Origin of the sequence: Adhaeribacter rhizoryzae (assembly GCF_008629685.1) — a bacterium.
GTDB classification, from domain to species: Bacteria; Bacteroidota; Bacteroidia; order Cytophagales; family Hymenobacteraceae; genus Adhaeribacter; species Adhaeribacter rhizoryzae.
Window position 1 is genome coordinate 399,830 of record NZ_VWSF01000001.1, and the last position, 24,781, is coordinate 424,610.

The following is a 24,781-nucleotide window of genomic DNA, read 5'->3' on the forward strand; positions in this document are numbered from 1 at the left end:
CCTACTTCCAGGGACATTGTTTTTCGTGAATGTGGCGTTCAAAATCCTCCCCGAAATATTTCAGGGCGCTCTGCAGGGGTTCCATTGCTCCGGGGGCCAGCGCGCAGAACGTGTTGCCGGGGCCTAAAGCTTTGGTGTGAAAATTCAATAATTGCATATCTTCGGGTTTGCCTTCGCCGCGGTCCAGCGAAAGCAATATTTTTTCTACCCAGGGCAAACCTTCGCGGCACGGGGTGCAAAAGCCGCAGGATTCCTGCGCAAAAAAATGCTGCAGGTTATGCACAAAGCCCACGGGGCAGGTGTGGTCGTCGAGGATAATCATAGTGCCGGTACCCATGCGGCTGCCGGCGGCGGCAATGGACGGATAATCCATCGGCGTATTGAGGTGCTCTTCCACAAGGAAATCGGTGGAGGCCCCACCCGGTAAGGCACCTTTAAAACGGTAGCCATTCTTCATGCCGCCGGCATGTTCTTCTATCAATTCCCGCACCGTAACGCCCATTGGTAATTCCCAGGCACCGGGTTTATTTACTTTGCCACTAACGCCGTAAATTTTAGTGCCGGCATCGCCGGTGCGGCTTAAACCTTTAAACCAGGCCGCGCCGTTATTTACAATGTGGGGCAAACAGCAAAGGGTTTCTACATTATTTACAATAGTGGGTTTGCCAAATAAACCGCTTACCTGCGGAAAGGGTGGTTTGGCCCGGGGCGTGGCCCGTTTGCCTTCCAGGGCATTTAACAAAGCGGTTTCTTCGCCGCACATGTAACGGCCTACCCCGGTATGCAGGTGCATTTCCAGGCTGTAGCCCGATCCCAGAATATTCTGGCCCAGGTAACCGGCCGCGTAAGCTTCGGTTATGGCTTTCGTAATTTCCTGGGCAGCCTTTTTGTAGGCCCAGCGCAGAAAAACGTAGGAAATATCGGCCTGAATGGCATAAGATGCTACAATCATGCCCTCGATTAACTGGTGCGGATTGCCTTCTAATAAAATGCGGTCTTTAAAGGTGCCGGGCTCCATCTCGTCGGCGTTGGCCACTAAATATTTCGGTCGCGGCACATCGGGCCCCATGGGCACAAAGCTCCATTTTAACCCGGTATTAAAGCCAGCCCCACCACGCCCCCGCAAATTAGATTCCTTCACCAGGTTGGTTACGCCCTCCGGGGTTAGTTCTTTTAATATTTTATGCACCGCCTGGTAACCGCCCACCTGCTCGTACTCTTTTAAGCTGAGCGGTTTTCGGTCGGGAGTAATATGTTGGGTCAGGGGCTTTTCCATAGGCCAGGAGCCGGAGCTTTATTTATTCTCGTTCTAGTTATATCGGCTTAATATTTCGTCTAATTCTTCGGGCGTAACATTCTGGTACAAATCGGGGCCTATCATCAGGGCCGGGGCGCAATCGCAGGTGCCCAGGCATACATTGGGCAGCAGCGTAAAGCGACCGTCGGGGGTAGTCTGGCCGTATTTAATGTCCAGCTTCTGCATTAGGTGCTCCCGTATTTTTTCGTAGCCCATTACCCAGCAGCTAATGCTATCGCAGAGCAGAATTACATGCCGGCCCACCGGTTGCCGGAAAATAAGGTTATAAAAGGTTGCCACGCTGTCCAGTTCCTCCGCCGAAACACCCAGGAAAGCGGCAGTATCTTTCAAGGACTCGTCGGATACCCAGCCCCGGTGCTGCTGCACAATTTTCAGGGCTTCAATACCAGCTGCCTTCCGGACCGGCACCAAACTGATTTCATGCTCTATCTGGGATACTTCTTCGGCGGTTAACATTTTTTTATTGTTGAATTGTTGAATTGTTTCTTCTTAGATGCTCTTAGTTATTTTATGTTTCATTTATCTTACCGGTCGATGTCAGCCAGCACGTAATCCATGGCACCTAGGATGGATAGTAAATCGGCCACGGTATAGCCGCGGGTGATGTAGGGCAGCATTTGCATGTGCGGGAAGGATGGGGTGCGAATCCGGGCCCGGTATGGTGAGGTATTGCCGTCGCTGATTAAATAGTAACTATTAGCCCCTTTGGTGGCTTCGATGCAGCTCATGGCCTCACCGGCCGGAATAACCGGTCCCCAGCTCACATTTAAAAAGTGGGTAATCAGGGTTTCGATATCCTGCATGGTGTGCTTTTTAAGGGGCGGGGTGGTAAGCGGATGGTCGGCTTTATAAGAACCTTCGGGCATGTGTTTCAGGCATTGTTCGATGATGCGCAGGCTTTGCCGCATTTCTTCTACCCGCACCAAAGCCCGGTCGTAGCAATCGCCGTTCTGGCCGGTAGGTATATCAAAATCGAAAAATTCGTAGCCGGAATAAGGCCGTTTTTTACGGAAATCCCAGTCAGAACCGCAGGCCCGCAGGTTAGCGCCGGTTACGCCCCATTCAATGGCTTCTTCCAGGGTAAAAATGCCAATGCCTTTAGTCCGGGCTTTAAACAAGCTGTTTTTAAGCACCATGGCGTCGTACTCTTTCAACCGTTTCGGAAAATAATCCAGGAAATTTTGTACCAGGGTTTCCCAGCCTTTGGGTAAATCCTGCGACAGGCCGCCAATCCTGAACCAGTTGGGGTGCATGCGCCCGCCGCAAACCGCTTCTACTACCTGAAATACTTTTTCGCGGTCTGAGAACATGTAGAAAACGGGGGAGAGCTGACCCAAATCCTGCGCAAATGTACCGTACCAAACCAGGTGACTGGCAATCCGGAAGAATTCGCACATCATTACCCTTATTACTTTTACCCGTTCCGGCACTTCAATGCCGGCCAGTTTCTCCACGGCCAATAAATAAGCCAGGTTGTTCATTACCCCGCCTAGGTAATCTACCCGGTCGGTGTAAGGAATGTAGGTATGCCACGATTGGCGTTCGCCCATTTTTTCGGCCCCTCGGTGGTGGAAGCCAATTTCCGGTACCGCATCCACAATATCTTCACCGTCGAGTTGCAGAATAATGCGCAGTACGCCGTGGGTGCCGGGGTGCTGCGGACCAATATTCATGAACATGAAATCGCTGTCTTCGCTCTGACGTTCCAAGCCCCATTCTTCCGGCCGAAATAATAAAGCTTCCTGTTCGCGGTCTTCTTTTTCGTCCCACAACCGGAAAGGTCCCATTTCGGTGGCCCGGGCCGGGTGTTCTTTGCGGAGCGGATGTCCTTCCCAGGTGCGGGGCATCAGGATACGGGCCAGGTGCGGATGCCCTTCGAATTTAATCCCGAATAAATCAAAGACCTCGCGCTCGTACCAGTTGGCGTTGGCCCATAAGCTGGTGATGCTGGGAGCCGACGGATATTCTCCGAACAAACCAACTTTGATGCGGATAAAGCAATTACCGGTGTAAGAAAAAAGGTGATAGACTAAGGTGAAATCCGCGTGCGGTACGTGGTTGGTGCTCCGGTTGCGGGTTCTTTCATCGACGGCGGTTAAATCGTAGAGAAAAGTAAAAGGACTTTGTATTTCGTATTTCAGGTACCGCAGGATTTTTTGCACCTGGTCCAAAGGGATCCAGAGGGTGAAGATTTCATCCTTTGTCGTTTGTTCAGTGAAAGTAGCATCACTAAAACGCGACTGCAATTGCTCCAATATAACACGGTTGCTTTTCATGTTCCGGAGTCCTTTCGGGCTTTACCTTTTCTCTACTAATCTAAAATGGCATGTGGCAGTATTTTCGTTGGTTCCAATAGCTTGTTGCGGCTATATTTTTCTTTATGTTGATGAGAGATTTTAATCTCCTATTCTGATTTTCATATTATAGTGTACTATCGCAAGCGTCCCGCTTGTGATTTCTTTTTCCGGCCTCCGGCCGAAATATTCAGCGGCCAGAGGCCGGAGAATAACCATCACGAGCGGGACGCTCGCGATAGCCGGTAAAAACTAAAATTTATTATTAAGAAAAATTGTGTTCTGTCTGGTTAGTAATTAGTTAAATATTGGACATAACCAGGAGTCCTGCTCCGAAATATTGGAGCAGTTATATTTTAAAAGAATATTTATATTCAGGCTTGGTGAAAGCCGGGATTATACTTCGTCCGGCGAGCGGAATTCAGTCATTTGCTGCCTGCGTTCCTCTTTCCGGGCTTTTACATCTATTTTCTCCGGCCTGATAATTCCCTGTTCGCCTACAGTCCAGCTGAGCGGCCTTTTTTCTTTTCCCACCGATTCCGACAACAGCACCAATCCTTCCATAAATGCATCGGGGCGGGGTGGGCAGCCTGGTACGTACAAGTCAACTGGTAAGAATTTGTCTACGCCCTGCACCACACTATAAATATCGTACATGCCGCCAGAGTTGGCACAAGAACCCATCGAAATAACCCAGCGGGGCTCCATCATCTGCTCGTGCAGCCGTTTAATAATAGGCGCCATTTTTATAAAAACCGTACCCGCAATAATCATCACGTCGGCTTCCCGAGGCGTGCCCCGGATTACTTCGGCGCCAAAACGAGCTAAATCGTATTTAGGCGTCATGCTGGTGGCCATTTCTACAAAGCAGCAGGATAACCCAAAGTGGAAGGGCCACATGGAGTTTTTCCGGCCCCAGGCTACCAGACTCTGCACCGAACTCAGCATAATGCTTTGCTGAATTGTTTCCTCAAAAGACCCGGTACCTTTTACCGTATTAGCCGGAGTATCCGGTTTACTTAGCCACCATTTCATGCGGTTTGTCTTTAAGGGTTAGCTTTTTGTAGGCCTGCAATATTTTTTGGCCGTCCGGACCAAAATCCAGGGCTCCGTTGCGCCATTCGTAAATTAGCACTACTACCAGGATGGCAATAAATACCAGTACCCCAATGTAGCCGTACCAGCCCAGTTCCTGAAAAGCAATAGCCCAGGACAAGATAAATACGGTTTCGACATCGAAGATGACGAAGAGCATGGCTATGAGGTAAAACTGCGAGGAAAAACGGAGACGCGCCGAACCGGTACTGACAATGCCGCCCTCGTAGGGTTCGTTGGTGGCTCGTTCTTGGTGCCGGCCGCCCAGCACATAAGAAACGAGCAGAATAATGCCTACCAGGCTAAAGACAATAGCCGCGTATAATAATAAAGGCCAGAATAAAGGACTGCTTGTGGTGGTGCTCAAAACAGATTCCCCTCCCGGGAATCGTTTGGATTTTGGTTATATCATAAAAGTGAAAATATATGAAGACACACTGATTTATTATAAAATAATCAGCGACCGGAAATATAATGTTCTAAATCTTCAATAATAATTCTTTGCTCATCCATAATAAACCGCACCACATCGCCCATCGAAATAAGGCCCACCAGTTCGCCTTTTTCCAAAACCGGTAAATGCCGGATGGTGCTGCTGGTATTGGTGTTGGTCATTATTTTCATGCAATCTTCTATGGTGGTATCGAGCGTAACCGTGGCCGGGTGCTCGCTCATAATTTCTTTTACCAGCGTTTCTTTGGAGGCTTTGCCCCGCAATATTACCTTGCGGGCATAATCCCGTTCGGTAAATATCCCAATAAAATGGCCGTTATCTACTACCAGGAGGGCTCCCAGATTATTCTCAACCATGAGTTCCAACCCGTTGTACACGGTATCGTTGGGGCTGATAGAATAAACAATGTTGCCTTTTTTTTGTAAAATATTCCTAACCTTACCCATATTGCCTCTCCTCCTAGAGAGCTTAAATTATAAATATTAATGGAGTATCGTATTGCTGCGGTACAAATTCAGAGTTTAGGAACTGGTTAGTTCAAGATAGTATAATTTTTTTATTAAATGCAAATTTTTTAATAAATAAATATTTTGCAGCAGAAATATAGCTTATTATGCTGGCTACCATAAAACCCCTGCCATAAATAAGAACATAAAATTTTGCCTGCTTACCAGGCATTTTGAAAATCCTGGAATGCCGGAGAAATTTCCGGCCCCGAAGAGGTTACAGGCAAATAACAGCATTAAGTAATTACCTGTTTTTCTAACATAAAATAAACAACCTAGCCCGGAAGTTTAAACTTGCAATTACAGCTAATTTAATTATTTGCCTTACTGCAATACGCTAGCCCAACCACGTGCATATTCCTTTAATATTTATTGCTGCCGGCTTTATTTTTATTGGGCCGCTACCAGCAAATTCGGGTAGTCCGAAATAATGCCGTCTACGCCTAAGGCTTTTAGGTTGGCAATTTCTTCGGCGGTGTTGGCCGTCCAGGGCACTACTTTCATGCCCCGCTCGTGGCATTCTTTTACCAAATTGGCGTTTACCAGTTTTAGATTAGGGCTGTAAACTGTTGGTGTAAAACCTAGTTCCTGTAAATTTTCGGCTACCGATTTATTATGCTGCACCAGAAAAGAAGTTCTGACCTGCGGATATTTTTGGTGCAGTACCTGTAGCGTGCGCAAATCGAAAGATTGAATAATTACCCAAGGTGTAATTTTTTTCTCCTGAATAACCGCCATCAGCAATTTTACAAAATTCTCGGGGTCGGGGTGCAGGCGGTTATCGCCGGCTGGTTTACTTTTGGTTTCGATGTTGTAAAAAACCGGCGGTTTGTTTTTCGCTTTCAGGTAAGCTTGTACCGAATCAATTAATTCGGCCAGCCGTGGAATATAGGTTTTTAGTTTTTGCTGTTGCGGAAAGCCCGTATGAAATTTAGAACCGACATCAAAGCGGCGAATTTCAGCGTAATCCATTTGGTAGAGGGCCATGTTTTCGGCTTCTTCTTTACTTATCTCTTTCCCATCCGGGCTCAGCATAAACAAAGGGTTAATGTGGGCATCGTGGGCCAGCACTACTTCTTTGTCGCGGGTAATGTGGGCATCCATTTCGAGGGTAGTAACGCCCAGGTCAATGGCTTTGCGCATGGCCGGAATGGTGTTTTCGGGCATTAAGCCGCGGGCGCCCCGGTGGCCTTCGGTACTAAACTGGGGCCAGGAAGCTTGGTGCTTAGAGGTACTGGGGCCGTTTTTGCAAGCGGCGGTAAAAAGAATAATAAAAGCAAGGCTTATTATATTTTGCATATTAAATTTTCGGGTTGACTTTAGGCCTTCTTCAATTTTGCTATATACTTACTGTAGTTGGTTATAAAGGATAAAAAAAATTGAATTAAGATACAATTTAGCGAACCAAAATTTAATAAGAAGTAAGTTTAAGAAATTTAATCTTACTTAAGTACTGAGGGTTGCTTTTAATTGGATGTACGCTATTCAAAAAAACAACTTATTTGGTTTTGGCAGAGGTGTTGCCAAATGTAACGTTTAAAGCTGCCATTACGCCGGCTAAGCTAGGAAACCTGATTTCAAAATTTATTCTTTTAGCATAACTAACCCCTGCCCCTACTGTGTAACTTTTGGTCATGGGAGAATCAATGGAGGGCCAATGAAAACCAGCATGAGCAAAAGGTTGAATTTTTGATTTGCCAAAATAAGAACCGGCCAAAGCACTTAAATGATAGCCATTCGCCCTGTGTTCTGAACCTTTTTCCTGATTTTTATATCTATATTGATCCAACTGAATTAAAAAATACCTGTTAAAAAAGTGCCTGGGTAAAACTACTTTAAAACCAATACCAACTGTAGGCGTGAGATAATCTAAGGTTGTTCTTCTAAAAATGCCAGAATTAATTACAGCATTGTAAATTGGTTTTTCTGCTTTTGTTTCTTGCTTTATTGTTTCTCCTTTGCATCCATGGTATTTGGTGAGTAATTGTTTCAGCGCTGATTCTGTATAACTTAATGAGTTTCTGATTTCTAATGATTCACAATCGTTTAGTAAGGATTTCAATTGGTTGATATATTGTTTAACTTCTACCGTATATGAATTCCCGTCTCTGGAAGTGGAATAATCGTAATTTATTAATTCAGATAAAACCGAGTCTTTCTGAATAAAATAACGGGTTTTGCGCTCTTCATCCACCAGCATCAGAAGGGATAAAAGATTTCCTTTCTGTATTTCATGCAGGAAAAAGGTGCTGGAAACGGAACGGGCTATTCTATTTGTATTCTCAGTTAATATTTCTGAATAATAATTAAGGTAAATATTTTTGGAAAAGTACCATGAACCTTTTGAGGGTAAATAAAAAGAATGCACTTCGTTAGCCTGATAAGTATGCATTGTTGCACCTAACTCGGCTTTAAATTCAACTTCATTTGGGCTTCTATCTGTATCATAAAAGTTTATGTACCCATTTATTGTGTCACCTGGTGCTTTTACTATTCTGGCTGGAATTAATTCAGATTGAGCCTGTGCCTTGTAGCAATAGCAAAAAAAGAATACAAGTAAAACCACGTATGCTTGGTAGCAGTTTTTCATGTTTATTAAATATGTTATAAATTGATGTAAATTAGGAGTGGTATTTTTAACAAGTGCAAATATATTAATATTATAATATATAACAAATGATAAAAATAAAAAATGTACAATATAATTAATATATTTTAGCGAGGGAATATGATGGTAATAAGCTAGTAATTAATGATTAGAAAGGGAGGATGGCGAATTAAAATACTGCCGGGTAACCGCAGGGTTATAATTTATAAAATTGTTAAAGGGCGTGCTGAATGCCAGAGGTATACACCTAAATTTGTAAACCAACAATATAATGTAAAGCAGGAAATTGCAATTTAATATAAAGCCAGCAAGAGGAGGCTTTATAAACCTCCTCACTCAATAGTAATCATGGATATTATTGGTTACTGGTAATGACCCAATAATACGAATAAAAACTCTAGTAACTTAACTGGCTGAAATAATTGGGGTAGTCCGTAATAATGCCGTCTACACCTAAAGCCTGCAGGGCTTTCATTTCTGATACATCGTTTACCGTCCAGGGCACGCACTTAATGCCGCGGGCATGACATTTCTTTACCAACTCGGCAGTAACCATTTTGTAATGCGGGCTGTAAATGTGCGGCTGAAACCCAATTTGCTCCAGGTTTTGCTCAAACGTCATTTCTTTTTTATCGGTCAGGAAGCCAATAATTACCTCCGGGTAACTGCGGTGTACTTCTTGTATTTGCCGGATATCGAAAGACTGGATGTAAAAACGGCTGTTGGGTAGTTTGCGGCTGTTTACCACCTCCATTACGCGCTTTACCAGGGTAGCCGGGTCGGGCTGGTAAACCCCATCGTACTGCGGGTTGGCTTTTATTTCGATGTTATAAATAACTGGCTTTAATTTTTTACTGGCGGTATAATTATCTACCGAATCGATTAACTCACTCAAGAGCGGCATGTAGGTTTTTAAGTTCTGCTGCTGCGGAAAAGCCGGATAAGGTTTAGAACCCACGTCGAACTTTCTTATGTCAGCGTAATTCATCTGGTGCAGCACGTATTTTTTAGCTTCATCCTTCGGAATTTCTTCGCCGGTGGGCAGCAGCATATAATTGGGGTTTACATAAGGGTCGTGGGCAATTACTACCTGCTGGTCTTTGCTAATGTAAACATCCACTTCCAGAATATTGGCCCCGGCATCTACGGCTTTGCGCATACCCGGAATGGTGTTTTCAGGCATTAAGCCGCGGGCACCCCGATGGCCTTCTTTGTAAAACGCAGGAAAGCTTTTTTGCATAACTACAGCCGGCGATTGGGTTTTACAAGCAGTATTTAAAAGCAATAATAAACAAGGCACTAGTAATGGTAAGCAATTTTTTTTCATGATATTTTTAAGAACTAATTTTTGAATTTACATTTAATCGAAGCTAGTCAGGCGCTTATTGCTACTAGGGTGTAAGGAATATTTTTTCAACAGCAACTTAGCGTGTTTAGGCAGCTTTAGCCAATATTTTCTCATAGGCTTTTCTGGGGCTGCCTCTAAAATATACCTCGCCACAGTAAGTGTAGCCCGATTTTTCAAAAGTTTTCATCATGGCCAGGTTATCAAAATTGGTGTCGGCTTTAATGCTGTAGATGTCCTTACTTCGGGCATACGCCTCTATAAATTCTAAAATAATTTTAGCTAAACCTTTCCCTATATATTGTTCCGAAATGGCTACCCGGTGCACCACTACAAAATCATTATTGGTTAACCACTTGCCTTTAATTTCAGCGTAAGCGGGTTCGTCGTTAATTAACACGGCGCTATAGCCAATAATTGCGTCGCCATCGGTTAAAACAAAGCCGGTACCTTCTTCAATATCTTTTTGGATTACTTCCGGATTGGGATAGCCATCTTGCCATTGATTGCTACCTTCCGATTTTCTGCGAAGGATTGCGCTTTGCAATATTTCCCATATTTGAGGGATTTCAGCAATGGTAGCTTTTCTAAAGTGATAATTCATTATTGGGATTTATGGTATTTTAATTCTTTGTGATTAATGGTTACTAATTGGTCACTTGTATGTCGATCGTGCAGCGAAGCAAAGGTTTTGTATATAAATTTTGTATGCTATTTTATTGTTGGAAAATGATACCTACAATTTTTTTATCAGAATCTTTTGAATCAATTGTAACGCTGAAATCAGTATTTTGCTTTTCCCTAACAAGCACACCTGACATTCTTAATAACTCTGTAAATTTGTTTCCTGCTTTGCCTGGAGCAAGTGAATACCCTTGAATAACTAAATCTTGTACTTTTCCATATACAGAGTCAACCTCTAAACAAGATTTTCTAAATTTATCAATTTCAGTATCATAGCCTTTTAAGAATCTATTTTTAAGTAAATTAAATTTGCCTGTTTTTAGGATATTTGATGTTGATTTAAAAACCTCCATTGAGGATGTAACAATTTCTAATTCCTCAACGGGAAATTCATATTTTGATTCAGTGCCATTAAATTCAACTATTACTCTTATAAAATTATATTTACTTCTTTCCTCAGGAGTAATTGTTGAATAAAATAAATAAGCAATATTCGAAGCCGGGAAACTTAGATCATCATAATGCGACAAATCCGCATCGGAAAGTTTTACTTCAAAGAAACTTCCTTGTAGCTCTTCCTTATCAGTAGAGACATTCTTACCTATGCTCCACTCAACTTTCCCTCCATAAAAAGACAATATCTTATCAATCGATTCAGATTCTTTTTTTGACGTGCAAAATTGAAAAATTATAGTAAGAAGAATTATGGTTAATATTTTCTTCATATCAACATAGCGTACAACTTATGAAAATACGGAAATATTCTGTTAGCTCTCCAGAATCAAAAGATAATTGGAGCTAGGCTAACGAATATACCTTATATAAATAAGAATAGAGGAAAGAAGAAATATTTCATTCTTCTTTCCTTTCTGAATGCCAAAAAATACACCGACAAAATATTAGTTTACAGGTTTAGCTTGCTCCAACAGCCGTTAAGCTCTTAAAAATAAATATAGCACCGCTGCCAAGCCGGCACCTAAAATGGGACCAAAAATAGGCACCCAGGCATATTGCCAATCGCTGTGGCATTTATTTTTAATCGGGATAAGCGTATGCACGAGTCTTGGACCTATATCGCGGGCCGGGTTGATGGCATAACCGGTGGTGCCACCCAGCGACAAGCCAATTGCCCACACAATAAAGGTTACCGGCAAGGCTCCCAGCGAACCCATCCCAATCGGGGTTTTCTGATCGCCCATTTCGGGGGTGGTAACATAATAAATAGCAAAAATAAGGACAAAGGTGCCTATCATTTCGCTGAATAAATTGGCATACGGATGGCGAATGGCCGGACTGGTACAAAAAACTGCTAATTGCAAAGAGGAATCATCGGTGGTATCGAAGTGGGGTTTATAGAGCAACCAAACGATGAGCCCTCCCAGAATGGCGCCGCCCATTTGGGCCAGTATAAATAATGGTACCTGCGCCCACTCAAATTTACTGGTAAAGGCCAGACCTAAGGTAACGGCCGGGTTTAAATGCGCCCCACTGTAAGGCCCCGCAATTACTACGCCGGCGAAAACCGCCAAAGCCCAGCCGGTGGTAATTACCATCCAGCCGCCGCTGTTGCCTTTGGTGCCTTTGAGTACCACATTCGCGACCACCCCATTACCCAATAATATTAAAATAAATGTTCCTATAAATTCGGCTGTAAATGCGGACATGTCTGTTTCTTAGCTGATGGTGGCGGATGAAGATTCCAGTTCGGGTTCGTTGTCGCGGGCCCAGGCGCGGGCGGCTTTTACGGCTTTAAGCCAGCCTTTGGTATGGGTTTCTTTCGGGAAATTACCGTCCGGCTGGTATTGCTTACTTATTTGCCATTGCTCCTGAATTTCTTCGGTGCTTTGCCAGAAACCGGTGGCCAGGCCGGCGAGGTAAGCGGCCCCAATGGCGGTTACTTCGGTAATGGCTGGTTTTACCACCCTAGTCTGCAATAAATCGGCCTGAAACTGCATTAATAAATTATTAGCGGTCGCGCCGCCGTCAACCCGTAATTCTTCAATCTGCACCCCGGCATCGGCTTCCATGGCTTTTAATACTTCCATGGTTTGGTAGGCAATGCTTTCTAAAGAAGCGCGGGCAATGTGGGCAGCCGTAGTGCCGCGGGTTAAACCCACCATGGTGCCGCGGGCGTGCTGATCCCAATACGGAGCACCCAAACCTGCAAAAGCCGGAACCATGTAAACGCCGTCGCTGCTTTTTACTTTCTGCGCCAGTTCTTCTACTTCCGCCGAATGCGAAATAATGCCCAAGCCATCGCGCAGCCATTGTACTACCGCTCCGGCAATAAAAATACTGCCTTCCAGCGCGTACTGCACCTGCCCGTTTATTTTCCAGGCCACGGTGGTTACCAGTTGGTTATTCGATAAAATAGGCTTGTCGCCAATATTCATCAGCATAAAGCAACCGGTGCCGTAGGTGTTTTTTACCATACCGGGTTTGGTGCACATTTGCCCGAATAAAGCGGCCTGCTGGTCGCCGGCAATACCCGCAATAGGAATGCGGGTAGAGAATAAATTGGTGGAAGTTTCGGCCACTACTTCGCTCGATGATTTTACTTCGGGCAGCATACTAACCGGAATATCGAACAGCGCTAATAATTCCTCGTCCCAGGCCAGGGTATGAATATTAAATATTAAGGTGCGGGAGGCGTTGGTAACATCGGTTACGTGGGTTTTGCCATCGGTCATTTTCCAGATGAGCCAGGAATCGATGGTGCCAAAGGCCAGGTGGCCGGCTTCGGCTTTTTCGCGGGCACCCGGTATGTTTTCCAGCATCCACCGCACTTTGGTAGCCGAAAAATACGCATCTATTACCAGGCCGGTTTTTTCCTGAATCATGGTGTCGAGGCCTTGCGCCCGCAGGCTATCGCAATATTCAGCGGTGCGGCGGTCCTGCCACACAATGGCATTGCAAATGGCTTCGCCGGTGCGGCGGTCCCAAACTACGGTGGTTTCGCGCTGGTTAGTAATGCCAATGGCTTGTATATCGCTGGCGTGTAAATTAGCTTTCAGAATTGCTTCGGCGGCAACGCCTACCTGCGTCGACCAGATTTCGTTGGCATCGTGCTCTACCCAACCTGGTTGCGGATAAATCTGGGTAAATTCTTTTTGGGCCATCGAAACAATGGCTCCTTGCCGGTCGAAAACAATGGCCCGGGAACTGGTGGTGCCCTGGTCGAAAGCCAAAATATATTTGCTCATGCTGCTTAAGTTTTAAGTATTTTAATTTAGTAAGTGGTAGATAGCGGTTGTATGGGTATTTGGGGTTCAAGTAAATAATTTTCGGCCAATTGGGTAAATTCCAGCAATTGTTTTTCTTGCCAGGCTAGATCATAATCTAACTCACCAGCCATCAGGGCAGCTACCTGGGGTGCCATTTTCATAGCCGCCCGGGCATCTAAAAACAAAATGCGCAGCCGGCGGGCCAGCACATCTTCCACCGTCCGGGCCATCTCGTTCCGCACTGCCCAAACTACTTCGGCTTGTACCTGCGGAAAATCCGGGTGCAGGGTTTGGCCCAATGCCGGTTCGTAATTTATTAATTCCCGGATAAAAGCCCTATCGCTGCCGTAAATATTTAAAGAATCATTTTTTACCTTCTCCGTAAAATATCCATGAATTTTGAGGTTGGCGGTTGAGCAAGGTGTTTCGGGCAGGTGCGCTACGGTAATTGCTTCGTCTACGGTTTCTTCGGCCATTTTGCGGTAGGTCGTCCATTTGCCACCCGTAATGGTAATGAGCCCGGAATCGGCTACGATTAATTTATGGCTGCGCGATATTTCTTTGGTGCTGTTGGTATTTTTGGTAGGCGCGGCCAAGGGCCGGAGGCCGGCAAAAACGCTTTTTACGTCGGCTCGGGTGGGTTTCCGCACCAAATATTTACCGGCGGTATCCAGAATAAAATCAATTTCGGTTTCGAGGGCGGTAGGTTCCAGGCTGTTCTGGTTCAGGGGCGTATCGGTGGTACCTACTAATAAATGCTGATGCCAAGGTACCACAAATAATACCCGGCCGTCCGGGGTTTTGGGTATCATCAGGGCGTTTTCGCCGGGCAAAAAAGAGCTGTCCAGCACCACGTGTACACCCTGGCTGGGCCTTACCAGCGGTTTGGTAGCCGGAGCATTCATTTGCAAAATATCGTTTACAAACACCCCGGTCGCATTTACAACGGCTTTGGCCGGCAGATGATAAATTTCTCCGGATTCCAGTTCCTGGGCTTGTACGCCGGTTATTTTGCCGGTATTATCTTTCGTTAAACCTGTTACTTTGGTATAATTTAAAACTACCCCGCCTTGCTCGGCGCAGGTTTGGGCCAGGTTTATCGCCAGCCGCGCATCGTCAAACTGCCCGTCGTAATAACGCACGCCACCCTTCAGGCCCTCGGTATTAATATTAGGTAAGAGCTGTTTTACTTTTTTGCCCGAAAGTAAACCCGTTTTGTTTAAGCGGTATTTCCCGGCCATTAAATCGTACACGGTCAGGCCTACGCCGTAAAGCATTTCGTTCCACCAGGAATAATTAGGAATAACAAACGACTGAATATTTACCAGGTGCGGCGCATTCTGCAGCAATAAACCGCGTTCGTACAAGGCTTCGTAAACCAGTTTTATATCGCCTTGGGCCAGGTAACGCACACCACCGTGTACCAGTTTGGTGCTGCGGCTGGAAGTACCTTTCGCAAAATCGGATTGTTCCAGCAGCAACGTTTTAAAGCCGCGGGCCGCCGCATCTACCGCTACTCCCAAGCCGGTTGCGCCGCCGCCAATTACAATAATATCCCAAACCGGGGTGTTTTTTACTTCCTGCAGAAACAGTTCGCGCCGGAAATTTGCTAAACCTGATGCGGCTTTCATTTAATATTTAATTAATAATAATATTTTATTTCTTTTTATTTCGTTTTAAAGTAAACGGAATATTTTGCAAGAACAAAATGAAAGTTTAAATATTATCCGTTTTGCGTAATTATGGGTTTGTTGTTAGAAGATTAATAATTATGATTTAGGCGTTAGCCGGAACAAACTACTCCGGATTGATTATGTAGCTGATTTTTGTGTTTGAAAAATTATCTTTTCTCTTTATTAAATTATTTATTTCCTTTAAGTAAATTTAAGTTTAAACGGCCACTTATGATTAACCTTACAGAAAGGCACCAGCACATACTTACAATATTACAGCAAGAGGGGCAGGTTAATGTACTGGATTTGTGCGACGAGCTGAGTGTTTCGTCGGTAACCATCAGAAAGGATTTGAAACTGCTGGAAGATAAAGGGCTGCTGTTCCGAACCCACGGCGGCGCTACCCAGCATAATCCGTATACTATTGATAAATCGGTTAACGAAAAGGAAAGCATCCAGGCCACCGAGAAAGCCCGCATTGCCAGTGCGGCTGCCAAATTGGTAGAACCCAACGATTCTATATTAATTGCTTCGGGCACCACGGTACTGGCACTGGCTAAAAATATTAAACCCAAGAATAATTTAACGGTCATTACTTCGGCCCTGCCTGTAGCCCTGGAGTTAATTCGTCACCCCGAAATAGAAGTATTGCAGTTGGGTGGCTTGCTGCGCCGTAATTCCTCTTCGGTTACCGGTCCTTATTCCGAAATTATTCTGGCCGATTTTTCGTGCAGTAAGTTGTATTTAGGTGTGGATGGCATTGATCTGGAATTTGGCCTGACTACCACCAATGTAATGGAAGCGCATTTAAACCGGCAAATGATTAAAGTGTGCCAAAAAACCATTGTACTGGCCGATTCTTCTAAATTTGGCAAGCGCGGCTTTGGCCGCATCTGCGGTTTCGACGACATTGACCAGATTATAACGGATAAAGGCATTTCGGACCATATAATTCAGGCGCTGGAAGGAATGGGGGTGAAGGTAACCGTGGTATAACGATTATTTTTGGTTTTGCTTTATTATAAATATTAGCCTGGTAAAGAAACTGTTTTATAAGGTTGCTATTTTTCAGGCCAGCTAAAATAACGGCCCAAATAGCTAATTATTATGGTATTTATTATGGTATTTAATTTATCAGTTTGCTTTTGAGCAGGATTAATTAAAGAATCTTCATATTTTTACCCAGCAGCAATATTGTTATCGCATTATCCACCACAGCTAAATAAAATAAAATGAAAGTAAAATGGTTAGCGGCCGGCCTCTTATTTACGGGCATTACGGCATTCACGCTAAAAAACGATTATGAGTTAAAACTCGAAGAAAAGTATCTTTCGGAAGAAACTAATTTGTATTTACCCGAAGACCTGGAAGCTACTTTGTGGGCGGAATCGCCAAAGTTTTTTAACCCCACCAACATGGATGTGGATGCCAAGGGCCGCATCTGGATTACCGAAGCCGTAAATTACCGCCTCTATAACAACAAACCCAAAGGCCGTTTAACGCACCCCGAAGGCGACCGGGTGGTAATATTAGAAGATAAAGACGGCGACGGCAAAGCCGAAACTTCTAAAGTATTTGTGCAGGATAAAGATTTGGTAGCACCGCTGGGTATTTCGGTTATCGGCAACAAAACCATTGTATCGTGTGCGCCTTCGGTTATTGTGTACACCGACGAAAACGGCGACGATAAACCCGATAAAAAAGAAGTTTTCCTGACCGGTTTCGGTGGCCTGGACCACGACCACAGCTTGCACGCTATGTTTGCCGGACCCGATGGTAAATATTATTTCAACGCGGGTAATGCCGGTCCGCACGTAGTAACCGATAAAGCCGGCTGGACATTGCGCTCCGGTAGTAATTATACCGGCGGCTCGCCTTATAATAAAGAAAACAAAGGCAACATGGTAAGCGACGACGGTAAAGTTTGGGTGGGCGGCATTGCCATGCGCGTTAACCCAGATGGTACCGGTTTAACCGTGTTGGGCCATAACTTCCGAAATTCTTATGAACTCACCCTCGATTCGTTTGGCAACATGTGGCAGAACGACAACGATGATGACGGGAATAAAGGCGTACGGGTATCTTATTTAATGGAAGGCGGCAACATGGGCTACGCGAGTGCCGATGGTACCCGCCGCTGGCAAGCTGATCGCCGGCCCGATCAGGAAATCATCACTGCGCACTGGCACCAGGAAGATCCGGGTGTGTTGCCCTTAGGCGATAATACCGGCGCAGGTTCACCAACCGGGGTGGCCTTTAACGAAAGCGATTTACTCGGCGAAAAATACCGGGGCATGCTGCTGGCCTGCGAAGCCGGCCGCAACGTAGTGCTGGGCTATCGCCCCGAAGCCAAAGGCGCGGGCTATGCGTTGAACCGGCTTAACTTTATTACTTCTTTAAGAGAAGGAGATGTAGAAGATGCCAAAAGCCGGGCCAACGAAGACGAAAAAACCAAGTGGTTCCGCCCCAGCGATGTGGTAATTGGTACTGATGGCGCTATTTACGTAGCCGACTGGTACGACAGCATGGTAGGTGGTCACCGCATGACCGATACCACCGGTACCGGGCGTATTTACCGCATTGCCCCGAAAGGTAAAAAATTAACTTCGCCTAAAATTAACCTTAAAAATACTAAAGGGCAGCTAGCGGCCTTATTAAACCCGGCCGTAAACGTGCGCAATGCCGGTTTTGTATTACTGCAAGCCAAAGGCGATAAAGTGGTGAAAGACGTGCAAAAGCTTTTAGCAGACCGCAACCCTTACCACCGCGCCCGCGCTACCTGGTTATTGGCTAACTTAGGCCCCAAAGGCGTAGCCGCAGTAGAAAACTTGCTGAAAGACAATGACCCCAATATTCGGATGACTGCTTTCCGGGCTTTGCGCCAGGTTAAACCCGATATTTTACCGTATGCCCAGCAACTCAGCAAAGACCCATCGGCCACAGTACGCCGGGAGGTAGCGGTGGCCTTGCGCGATATGCCGCTGGAGAAAATTCAAAATATTGCCGTTGATTTAGCCAGCCAGTATGATGGCCAGGACCGGTATTACCTGGAAGCTGTAGGTTTAGCTTTAACCGGTAAAGAAGAAAAAATATACCCTGTACTACAAGCGCAGTTAGGCGGCGAACCATTGAGCTGGAACCCGCGTTTTGCTGACTTAGCCTGGCGCTTGCACCCCACCGCGGCAATACCAGCCTTAAAACAACGCGCCGGTGGTGCCAGCCTTACCGATGATCAACGGAAAAAAGCATTTGTAGCCTTAGGGTTTATTAAAGATCAGAAAGCCGTAGATGCCATGGCCGATTTAATGGCCAGCGATGTAAAAGGCGTAAAAGACCAGGCTATTTGGTGGCTGAATTATCGCAAGGCCAACGAATGGAGCAACTTTAATATGCCAGCCAACTTGCCGGCGCCTCCGGTAGCTATTAGCCCCGAAATGCAACGCCGGATGTTGTTTATGAAAACCCGGTTGCTGAACAACGAAACCGCAATGGCCGATAAAATTACCGCTGCTACCGCTATGGCTAAAGATAAAGTAGGCGGCGAAATGCTGATAGGTTTAGCTGCTGAAAAGAAGTTGTCGCCCGAAATAATTGCGGAAGTGAGCAAGGTAATATTTACGAACCCCGATCAGGCCGTTCGGGTATTAGCCAGCGATTACTTTAAGAAACCAGGTGGCAACACTCCTTTGTCTATTCCTAAAATTGCCAAAATGCCCGGCGAAGTTGTAAAAGGCAAAGCGGTGTTTCAGAGCAAATGTACTGCCTGCCACCGCGTAGGTAAAGATGGCAACGACATTGGCCCCGAGTTAACCGTAATTGGCAAAAAGTTTGAGAAAAACGGCTTGTTAGATGCCATTGTAAACCCCAGCGCCGGTATGGCTTTTGGCTACGAGTCGTGGCTGATTACGAAAAAAGACGGTACCACCGCCTCTGGCTTCTTACAAGCTGACGGCGAAACCGTGGTGCTGAAAGGCATGGGCGGCCAGACGTATAACATCAAAGCTGCCGATATTTCCTCGCGCAAACAATTCTCGACCAGTATTATGCCGGAACCAACGGCTTTGGGTTTAAACGAGAAAGATTTAGCTAATTTATCGGCTTATTTACTTACCCTAAAAACCGATCAGAATTAGTAAGTAAAGGCTGACTTATACAAGAACCGATCTGGCACCTGAATTAGCCAGAGCGGTTTTTTTATGCCCTAAGTTTAGGGGAAATACAGGCTGGTTTTCCGGCAAAAGTATAATAGCGGTTTGTCTGGGTTTGTGAATCAAAAAGTAATTAGGGAGTAATTTCTGAGTAGATTATTCCGATAATTTCCGGTTCTGTTTTTAAATAACTTTGCTTGAGCTTACTTGGGCTTTGGGGAAATTGGTTATGCTGTTAACCTCTAACTAATGGCAATATTTTTTTACTTTTCTGAGCGTTTACCAATCATTGGTAAATGCCTCCTTCTTAGTTTGTGTAAAGCTTAAAATACAAACCTGCCAATTGTAGTTGAACCCTGATTTATGGGAGATTTTAATAGGGTATAAAATTAACATTAGGTTTAACACTCAAAACGAAAGCCTTCAATTTATTACTAGCATCACTTCCGGCTGCTTTCTAAAAATAGCTAACAGAATTTTTTTCGGCTTGTCAATATTTTTCGGGGAAGTTCAGTCTTCTGACTGGGGAAATAATTAGCGTGATTTCCTGAGTAAGATAAATAAAGTACAATTTTGTTAACTTAGCTTGTTCAACTGAAATCCGTGTTCAGTATTTTATTATAATATAAATTTAATAAGCTGTTTCTTTTAAAAGGATTACTATGTGAGGCTTGTTCCTTAAGTTAATATTAAGGATAAAAATGTATCGTATATTGTATTATTCTAATTAGTATTTTGGCTTGGCTGAAACCTTAAGCTAATTATTCTTCTGATATTGATTTAGCTGTTGTAGCTACAATAATATAAAATGAAAAAAATTTAATAAAATCTGATATTATTAGGAATTAATATAAATTAAAGTTAATAATTTTAGTTATTTCAAAGTTGGGCCTTTATATTTGCTCGGCTAAAATGTTTAATATTATATATTAAAAATTTAATATTTATTGTTTGGCTTACTAAATAATTGTGTTTATTTGGTGATAGTTAAAGATAAGATGAGCTGAAATGGAGGTATTTCTACTTTATTAGAAAGGCATTAAAATGAATTGTAATTTAATTTTTTAATAAAGAGGAAATAATTGAAGGTAGATTAAAGTGAGTTGTACAATAGATTAAAAAATTTTAATACAATTTTAATACAATTTTAATCTCGCTTAAAAAGTTAACCTATGCCAATAATAGCTGAGTTTGCAAAAGTAATAAAGGGAAGTTTATCCGCCGCAAGGGGAAGGTTTTTAACCCTTACAGGAAGTTTTCGCACCAAAAACGCTGGCCTATTAAAATTCTCCTTAACAAGTTTATCCCTTCCGGATTTTCCGCCAAACTTTAAATATCGGGCCTTTAAGTACCCGAAACACTTAAACCATCAACTTAAATAAACTGAAAACCACACGCTAAATTACTATGAATAGAACCACTTTTACTTTACTGCTAGCTTTGCTGGTTACGTTATTGCCAGATTTGGCTTTAGCGAATAACGCTGGCCCCAGACCACGTACTATTGTAATGACCGATGGCGAGATTGATGATCATAGTTCGATGATTCGGTTTTTGCTGTATACCTGCGATGTTGATTTACAAGCTATAATTGAAACGAACTCGTTGTTTCAGCGCCACGGCCATAGCCGGGAAGATTGGCTGGAAAAACAAATATCGGCGTACGAGCGGGTTTACCCTAATTTAGTTAAACACAATCCTAATTACCCAACGGCCGATGAAATCCGGCGTAAGAGTTTTGTAGGCGATGAAGACCCGAACCACTTGGGGGGCTTATTGTATTTAGAAGAAAAGCCGGGCCATAAAGTGGTATACATGCCCGATAACTGGCCCAACACACCGGGCTCGGACCGGATTGTGGAGGTATTGTTAAACCCGGACCCCAGCCCAGTGTATATTCAGGCTTGGGGTGGTGGCAACACGGCGGCCAAAGCTTTTTACAAGCTAAAAAAAGAATATCCGGCTGAATACGACCGGGCTATCTCGAAAGTTGTTATGTATAATATATGGTACCAGGACGATGCCGGAAACTATATTGAAAGGCACCACCCCAAGGTTAAAATGGTATATAACAGCTCTTTTTTCGGGTCCTGGGATTACAACAGCTTACCGCATACGGCACAATTTATAGCCCACCACGTTAAAAATAATCATGGCCCGCTGGGCGCGCTTTACCCGCAATTGTACGTGAGCGAAGGCGATACGCCGGCTTTTTTATACATGGTAAATAATGGCTTGCGCAACCACGAAAATCCACTTTTTGGCGGCTGGGGTGGCCGGTTTACCAAAGTGCCTAATCTGGCCAATGTTTACGTTGATGCCCGCGAAGATGGCGACGAGAAAAGATCTTTAAAAAGATGGATTAACCAGGCCAATGCCGATTTTCAGGCCCGTATGGACTGGTGCGTGGCTTCCAGCTTTAAAGGCGCTAACCACACACCCACTATTAAGGTTAATGTAAGCGATAACCTGACCGTGAGAGGCGGACAAACCATTACCTTAAACGCCGACGGCACCACCGATCCGGATGGAAATAGCTTAAGTTACCGTTGGTGGCAATACCAGGAAGCCGGCACCTATCCCAACGCCGTAACTATTCAGCGGCATAACCAAAAAGCGGCCAGTTTGGTTGCGCCAACCGTTACTAGTCCGCAAACCGTGCATATTATTTTAGAAGTAACCGATAACGGATCGCCGGCTTTGGTATCTTATAAACGGATTGTGGTAACGCTTACGCCGGGTTCAGCACCCACGCCAGCCCCGGAACCAACTCCGGCACCTGCTCCCACGCCCGCTAACTGTTTGGCTACCGGTACCATCCTGCGCGAACAATGGAATAATATTTACGGTACAGCAATTGTAGCTATTCCGCTAAATAATGCCCCATCCAGCACCAGTCAGCTTACCTTGTTCGAAGGGCCTACGAATGTTGGCGATAATTATGGCAGCCGGATTCGCGGGTATATTTGCCCGCCGCAAACCGGTGATTATACTTTCTTTATTTCCGGCGACGATCACTCGGAATTATGGCTGAGCACCGATGAAAATCCAGCGAATAAACGGAAAATTGCCGATGTAACGGGCTGGACAGATCCACGGGAGTGGAATAAATATTCTTCGCAAAGATCAGCGGCTATTCGGTTAGAAGCCGGGAAACGCTACTACATAGAAGCTTTACAAAAAGATGGCTCCGGTGGGGATAACCTGGCTGTAGGCTGGCAATTGCCTAATGGTACCCAGGAGCGACCAATTGCCGGCAGCCGTTTAGCGCCGTTTGCGGTTACATCTACACCGCCGCCAGCGCCCACGCCACCACCTGCTCCTGCACCAGCCCCAGCCCCCGTAAATTGCACCGCTACCGGTACCATTTTGCGCGAACAGTGGAATAACATTGGTGGCAATGCGGTATCGTCTATTCCGGTAAATAAAACACCCAACAGCACTAGCCATTTAACTTTATTTGAAGGTCCTACGGATATTCAGGATTACTACGGCAGCCGCATACGGGGTTATGTTTGTCCGCCGCTAACCGGTAATTATATTTTCTTTATTTCCGGCGACGATAATGCAGAACTTTGGTTAAGCACGAATGAAAAACCAGAAAACAAGCGCAGGATTGCGGATATAAATGGCTGGACCGCGCCCCGGGAATGGAATAAATATTCCTCTCAAAAATCAATGGCTATCCGGTTAGAAGCTGGTAAACGCTACTACATTGAGGCTTTGCATAAAGAGGCTTATGCCGAAGATAACCTGGCAGTAGGCTGGCAATTGCCGGATGGCGCTTTAGAACGACCCATTGGCGGTAACCGCCTGGCACCCTTTGTACCTGTTAATTCTAATGTTGCATTGTCTGGTAAAAGCCCCGAAACTACGTTGCAGGATCAGGTAGCCGAAGTCAGTGAAACCTTTGATGCTTATCCAAATCCATTCGGGAAGGCAGTGAATCTGTCTTTTACCTTATCCACCGACCAAACCGCTATAGTGGAAATATACACCTTGCAAGGCGTTTTGCTCGAAACAATTTATAAAGCAGAAGTTAAAGCCGGAGGGTTAAACGAAGTGCTATGGGATGGCCGTAATTACGCCAACGGCGTTTACCTGGCCAAGCTCACGTACGGCAACCAGGTAATGCATAAACGATTGCTGTTACAACGCTAGCCTATTATTAAAATAGCTTATTAGCAGGCCAGTTAGAAGTAAAACTAACTGGCCTGTTTTTTTTAGCAGCGTAATATTGGTATTTATACCATTAGAAAACGAAACTTACGCTTAGGTGTTTACTACTGGGTCATCCTGAGCTTGTCGAAGGATCTAGCACAACCAAATAAAAGTAGTTTTAGCAAATTCGACAGATGCAACAAGACCGCTATATTTTAAACGCAGTACCTAAATAATAATGGTAATATAATGCTGTGATAGAACCTTCGACAAGCTCGGGATGACTGCAATATTTTAAGCGTAATACCCTGGTATTAATTTTATAAAAGAGAAGCTTCTTTTATCGTTAAAATATCAATCTCGGGTAGAACAAATATTGCTTCCTGCGTTATACAATCAATATTTTCTTTCGGGAAGTAAGTCTCGTTTTGAAGTTACTGCCAGTATATTATTTACCTTAAGCCCCAGCAGTACCCGTCTTTACTTTTCCGGCTCGCTGATAATTGGCAATAATTATCCCACTGGGAGTAATAGTACCTTCTGTTAAGGTAAATGCTGCCGGAATCGGGCCACCGTCGAACAATTTTTTCCCTTTCCCAAGAGTTAATGGGTAAGTTATGAGCCAGAGGTCATCTACCAGGTCATGTTTAAGTAGTAGCTGAATAAGCTTACTGCTGCCCCAAACCTGAATGGGAGCACCATCCGAGTTTTTAAGATTTTGAATAGCTGTCATGCTGTTAAGGAAAACTGAATTTTCCCAGTCCGATTTTTTTAGGGTGGTAGACAGGACGTATTTCGTGACCTTATTAATACTTGGCCAGCCACTTGCATGCGCCGTCCAATAGTTCGCCCAAATTTGGAAGGTTTTTCGGCCCAAAAGAAGATCCGCAGGTTGCATGAGCTTTGCCATAACCTTATCAGAAACTTCGTCTTCAAAAGGGGCAACCCAACCACCGTATTCGAAACCGCCGGATGTATCTTCCTCAGGACCTCCGGGCGCCTGCATTACGCCATCTAACGTAATCATGGATATGACAATTATTTTTCGCATATTATTTTACCTCCAATTATAATTTATATTGTAAAAGCTTACTCAAAATTGGTTTTGTGCTAACCCAAATTTCGCCAATATAAATTAGGTAAGTGCAGTACAAATGCGACAATATGAGGGCTAAATGCGAAAAGTATTTATTGGCTTGTGTAAACCAGTAGCGTGGTTGCTAGGGTACAGTGTTAATGTAAAATCACTTAAAGATGATATCTTAAAAGCT

The 24,781-nt window shown here is 44.5% G+C and carries 18 protein-coding genes; 3 read left to right on the top strand and 15 right to left on the bottom strand.

Features of this window, described 5'->3' with window-relative positions; translation table 11 throughout:
• Nucleotide 1: 1 nt before the first annotated feature.
• The 14 genes from nuoF to F0145_RS01580 form a co-directional block, all read right to left on the bottom strand.
• Nucleotides 2-1,276, bottom strand: a complete 1,275-nt coding sequence (nuoF, locus tag F0145_RS01515) for an NADH-quinone oxidoreductase subunit NuoF (protein ID WP_150086294.1) — start codon at nucleotides 1,274-1,276, stop codon at nucleotides 2-4.
• 33 nt (nucleotides 1,277-1,309) lie between these two features.
• Nucleotides 1,310-1,774, bottom strand: coding sequence for an NADH-quinone oxidoreductase subunit NuoE (gene nuoE, locus F0145_RS01520; RefSeq protein ID WP_150086295.1), 465 nt, complete (start codon nucleotides 1,772-1,774; stop codon nucleotides 1,310-1,312).
• Between the two features lie 68 nt (nucleotides 1,775-1,842).
• Complete coding sequence (gene nuoC / locus F0145_RS01525; RefSeq protein WP_150086296.1) at nucleotides 1,843-3,594, bottom strand: NADH-quinone oxidoreductase subunit C/D; 1,752 nt, start codon at nucleotides 3,592-3,594, stop codon at nucleotides 1,843-1,845.
• Nucleotides 3,595-4,008: 414 nt separating this feature from the next.
• Entirely contained in the window at nucleotides 4,009-4,647 is a 639-nt protein-coding gene (locus F0145_RS01530) for an NADH-quinone oxidoreductase subunit B (protein ID WP_150086297.1), read from the bottom strand.
• Nucleotides 4,628-5,074: an NADH-quinone oxidoreductase subunit A gene (locus F0145_RS01535; RefSeq protein ID WP_150086298.1), complete on the bottom strand. Its 447-nt coding sequence runs from the start codon at nucleotides 5,072-5,074 to the stop codon at nucleotides 4,628-4,630. Before F0145_RS01535 ends, F0145_RS01530 begins: the two co-directional genes overlap by 20 nt.
• A gap of 89 nt (nucleotides 5,075-5,163) precedes the next feature.
• On the bottom strand, nucleotides 5,164-5,607 hold the full coding sequence (locus F0145_RS01540) for a CBS domain-containing protein (protein ID WP_150086299.1): 444 nt from the start codon (nucleotides 5,605-5,607) through the stop codon (nucleotides 5,164-5,166).
• 450 nt (nucleotides 5,608-6,057) lie between these two features.
• Nucleotides 6,058-6,966 (bottom strand): glycerophosphodiester phosphodiesterase, encoded by a 909-nt coding sequence (locus tag F0145_RS01545; protein WP_150086300.1) that lies wholly within the window; start codon nucleotides 6,964-6,966, stop codon nucleotides 6,058-6,060.
• Between the two features lie 199 nt (nucleotides 6,967-7,165).
• Nucleotides 7,166-8,257 carry a hypothetical protein gene (locus F0145_RS01550; RefSeq protein WP_150086301.1) on the bottom strand — a complete coding sequence of 364 codons (1,092 nt, stop codon included), beginning with the start codon at nucleotides 8,255-8,257 and terminating at the stop codon, nucleotides 7,166-7,168.
• A 415-nt stretch (nucleotides 8,258-8,672) separates the two neighbouring features.
• A complete protein-coding gene (locus F0145_RS01555; protein ID WP_150086302.1) occupies nucleotides 8,673-9,515 on the bottom strand; it encodes a glycerophosphodiester phosphodiesterase family protein in 843 nt (280 codons plus the stop codon).
• A 193-nt stretch (nucleotides 9,516-9,708) separates the two neighbouring features.
• A complete protein-coding gene (locus tag F0145_RS01560) occupies nucleotides 9,709-10,224 on the bottom strand; it encodes a GNAT family N-acetyltransferase (RefSeq protein WP_150086303.1) in 516 nt (171 codons plus the stop codon).
• 112 nt (nucleotides 10,225-10,336) lie between these two features.
• Nucleotides 10,337-11,029 (bottom strand): hypothetical protein, encoded by a 693-nt coding sequence (locus F0145_RS01565; RefSeq protein ID WP_150086304.1) that lies wholly within the window; start codon nucleotides 11,027-11,029, stop codon nucleotides 10,337-10,339.
• A 207-nt stretch (nucleotides 11,030-11,236) separates the two neighbouring features.
• Nucleotides 11,237-11,968: an MIP/aquaporin family protein gene (locus tag F0145_RS01570; protein ID WP_150086305.1), complete on the bottom strand. Its 732-nt coding sequence runs from the start codon at nucleotides 11,966-11,968 to the stop codon at nucleotides 11,237-11,239.
• Between the two features lie 9 nt (nucleotides 11,969-11,977).
• Entirely contained in the window at nucleotides 11,978-13,507 is a 1,530-nt protein-coding gene (glpK, locus tag F0145_RS01575; protein ID WP_150086306.1) for a glycerol kinase GlpK, read from the bottom strand.
• Between the two features lie 26 nt (nucleotides 13,508-13,533).
• Nucleotides 13,534-15,159 (bottom strand): glycerol-3-phosphate dehydrogenase/oxidase, encoded by a 1,626-nt coding sequence (locus tag F0145_RS01580; protein WP_150086307.1) that lies wholly within the window; start codon nucleotides 15,157-15,159, stop codon nucleotides 13,534-13,536.
• 273 nt (nucleotides 15,160-15,432) lie between these two features.
• Between F0145_RS01580 and F0145_RS01585 the strand changes: the two genes are divergently transcribed.
• The 3 genes from F0145_RS01585 (at nucleotide 15,433) to F0145_RS01595 (ending at nucleotide 23,510) form a co-directional block, all read left to right on the top strand.
• A complete protein-coding gene (locus F0145_RS01585; RefSeq protein ID WP_150086308.1) occupies nucleotides 15,433-16,197 on the top strand; it encodes a DeoR/GlpR family DNA-binding transcription regulator in 765 nt (254 codons plus the stop codon).
• Between the two features lie 236 nt (nucleotides 16,198-16,433).
• Nucleotides 16,434-19,334, top strand: coding sequence for a PVC-type heme-binding CxxCH protein (locus F0145_RS01590; protein WP_150086309.1), 2,901 nt, complete (start codon nucleotides 16,434-16,436; stop codon nucleotides 19,332-19,334).
• Between the two features lie 1,422 nt (nucleotides 19,335-20,756).
• Complete coding sequence (locus tag F0145_RS01595) at nucleotides 20,757-23,510, top strand: nucleoside hydrolase-like domain-containing protein (RefSeq protein WP_150086310.1); 2,754 nt, start codon at nucleotides 20,757-20,759, stop codon at nucleotides 23,508-23,510.
• Between the two features lie 457 nt (nucleotides 23,511-23,967).
• Here the strand turns inward: F0145_RS01595 and F0145_RS01600 are convergent, their stop codons facing one another.
• Nucleotides 23,968-24,561 carry a dihydrofolate reductase family protein gene (locus F0145_RS01600; protein WP_150086311.1) on the bottom strand — a complete coding sequence of 198 codons (594 nt, stop codon included), beginning with the start codon at nucleotides 24,559-24,561 and terminating at the stop codon, nucleotides 23,968-23,970.
• Between the last annotated feature and the right edge of the window lie 220 nt (nucleotides 24,562-24,781).

Bases quoted from the DNA above. Each gene is read 5' to 3' on its own strand.
- F0145_RS01555 (WP_150086302.1), bottom strand. From the start codon at position 9,515: ATGCAAAAAAGCTTTCCTGCGTTTTACAAAGAAGGCCATCGGGGTGCC.
- nuoF (WP_150086294.1), bottom strand. From the start codon at position 1,276: ATGGAAAAGCCCCTGACCCAACATATTACTCCCGACCGAAAACCGCTC.
- F0145_RS01565 (WP_150086304.1), bottom strand. From the start codon at position 11,029: ATGAAGAAAATATTAACCATAATTCTTCTTACTATAATTTTTCAATTT.
- F0145_RS01550 (WP_150086301.1), bottom strand. From the start codon at position 8,257: ATGAAAAACTGCTACCAAGCATACGTGGTTTTACTTGTATTCTTTTTT.
- F0145_RS01585 (WP_150086308.1), top strand. From the start codon at position 15,433: ATGATTAACCTTACAGAAAGGCACCAGCACATACTTACAATATTACAG.
- F0145_RS01570 (WP_150086305.1), bottom strand. From the start codon at position 11,968: ATGTCCGCATTTACAGCCGAATTTATAGGAACATTTATTTTAATATTA.
- F0145_RS01580 (WP_150086307.1), bottom strand. From the start codon at position 15,159: ATGAAAGCCGCATCAGGTTTAGCAAATTTCCGGCGCGAACTGTTTCTG.
- F0145_RS01595 (WP_150086310.1), top strand. From the start codon at position 20,757: ATGAATAGAACCACTTTTACTTTACTGCTAGCTTTGCTGGTTACGTTA.
- nuoE (WP_150086295.1), bottom strand. From the start codon at position 1,774: ATGTTAACCGCCGAAGAAGTATCCCAGATAGAGCATGAAATCAGTTTG.
- F0145_RS01590 (WP_150086309.1), top strand. From the start codon at position 16,434: ATGAAAGTAAAATGGTTAGCGGCCGGCCTCTTATTTACGGGCATTACG.
- F0145_RS01600 (WP_150086311.1), bottom strand. From the start codon at position 24,561: ATGCGAAAAATAATTGTCATATCCATGATTACGTTAGATGGCGTAATG.
- glpK (WP_150086306.1), bottom strand. From the start codon at position 13,507: ATGAGCAAATATATTTTGGCTTTCGACCAGGGCACCACCAGTTCCCGG.
- F0145_RS01560 (WP_150086303.1), bottom strand. From the start codon at position 10,224: ATGAATTATCACTTTAGAAAAGCTACCATTGCTGAAATCCCTCAAATA.
- F0145_RS01540 (WP_150086299.1), bottom strand. From the start codon at position 5,607: ATGGGTAAGGTTAGGAATATTTTACAAAAAAAAGGCAACATTGTTTAT.
- F0145_RS01530 (WP_150086297.1), bottom strand. From the start codon at position 4,647: ATGAAATGGTGGCTAAGTAAACCGGATACTCCGGCTAATACGGTAAAA.
- nuoC (WP_150086296.1), bottom strand. From the start codon at position 3,594: ATGAAAAGCAACCGTGTTATATTGGAGCAATTGCAGTCGCGTTTTAGT.
- F0145_RS01545 (WP_150086300.1), bottom strand. From the start codon at position 6,966: ATGCAAAATATAATAAGCCTTGCTTTTATTATTCTTTTTACCGCCGCT.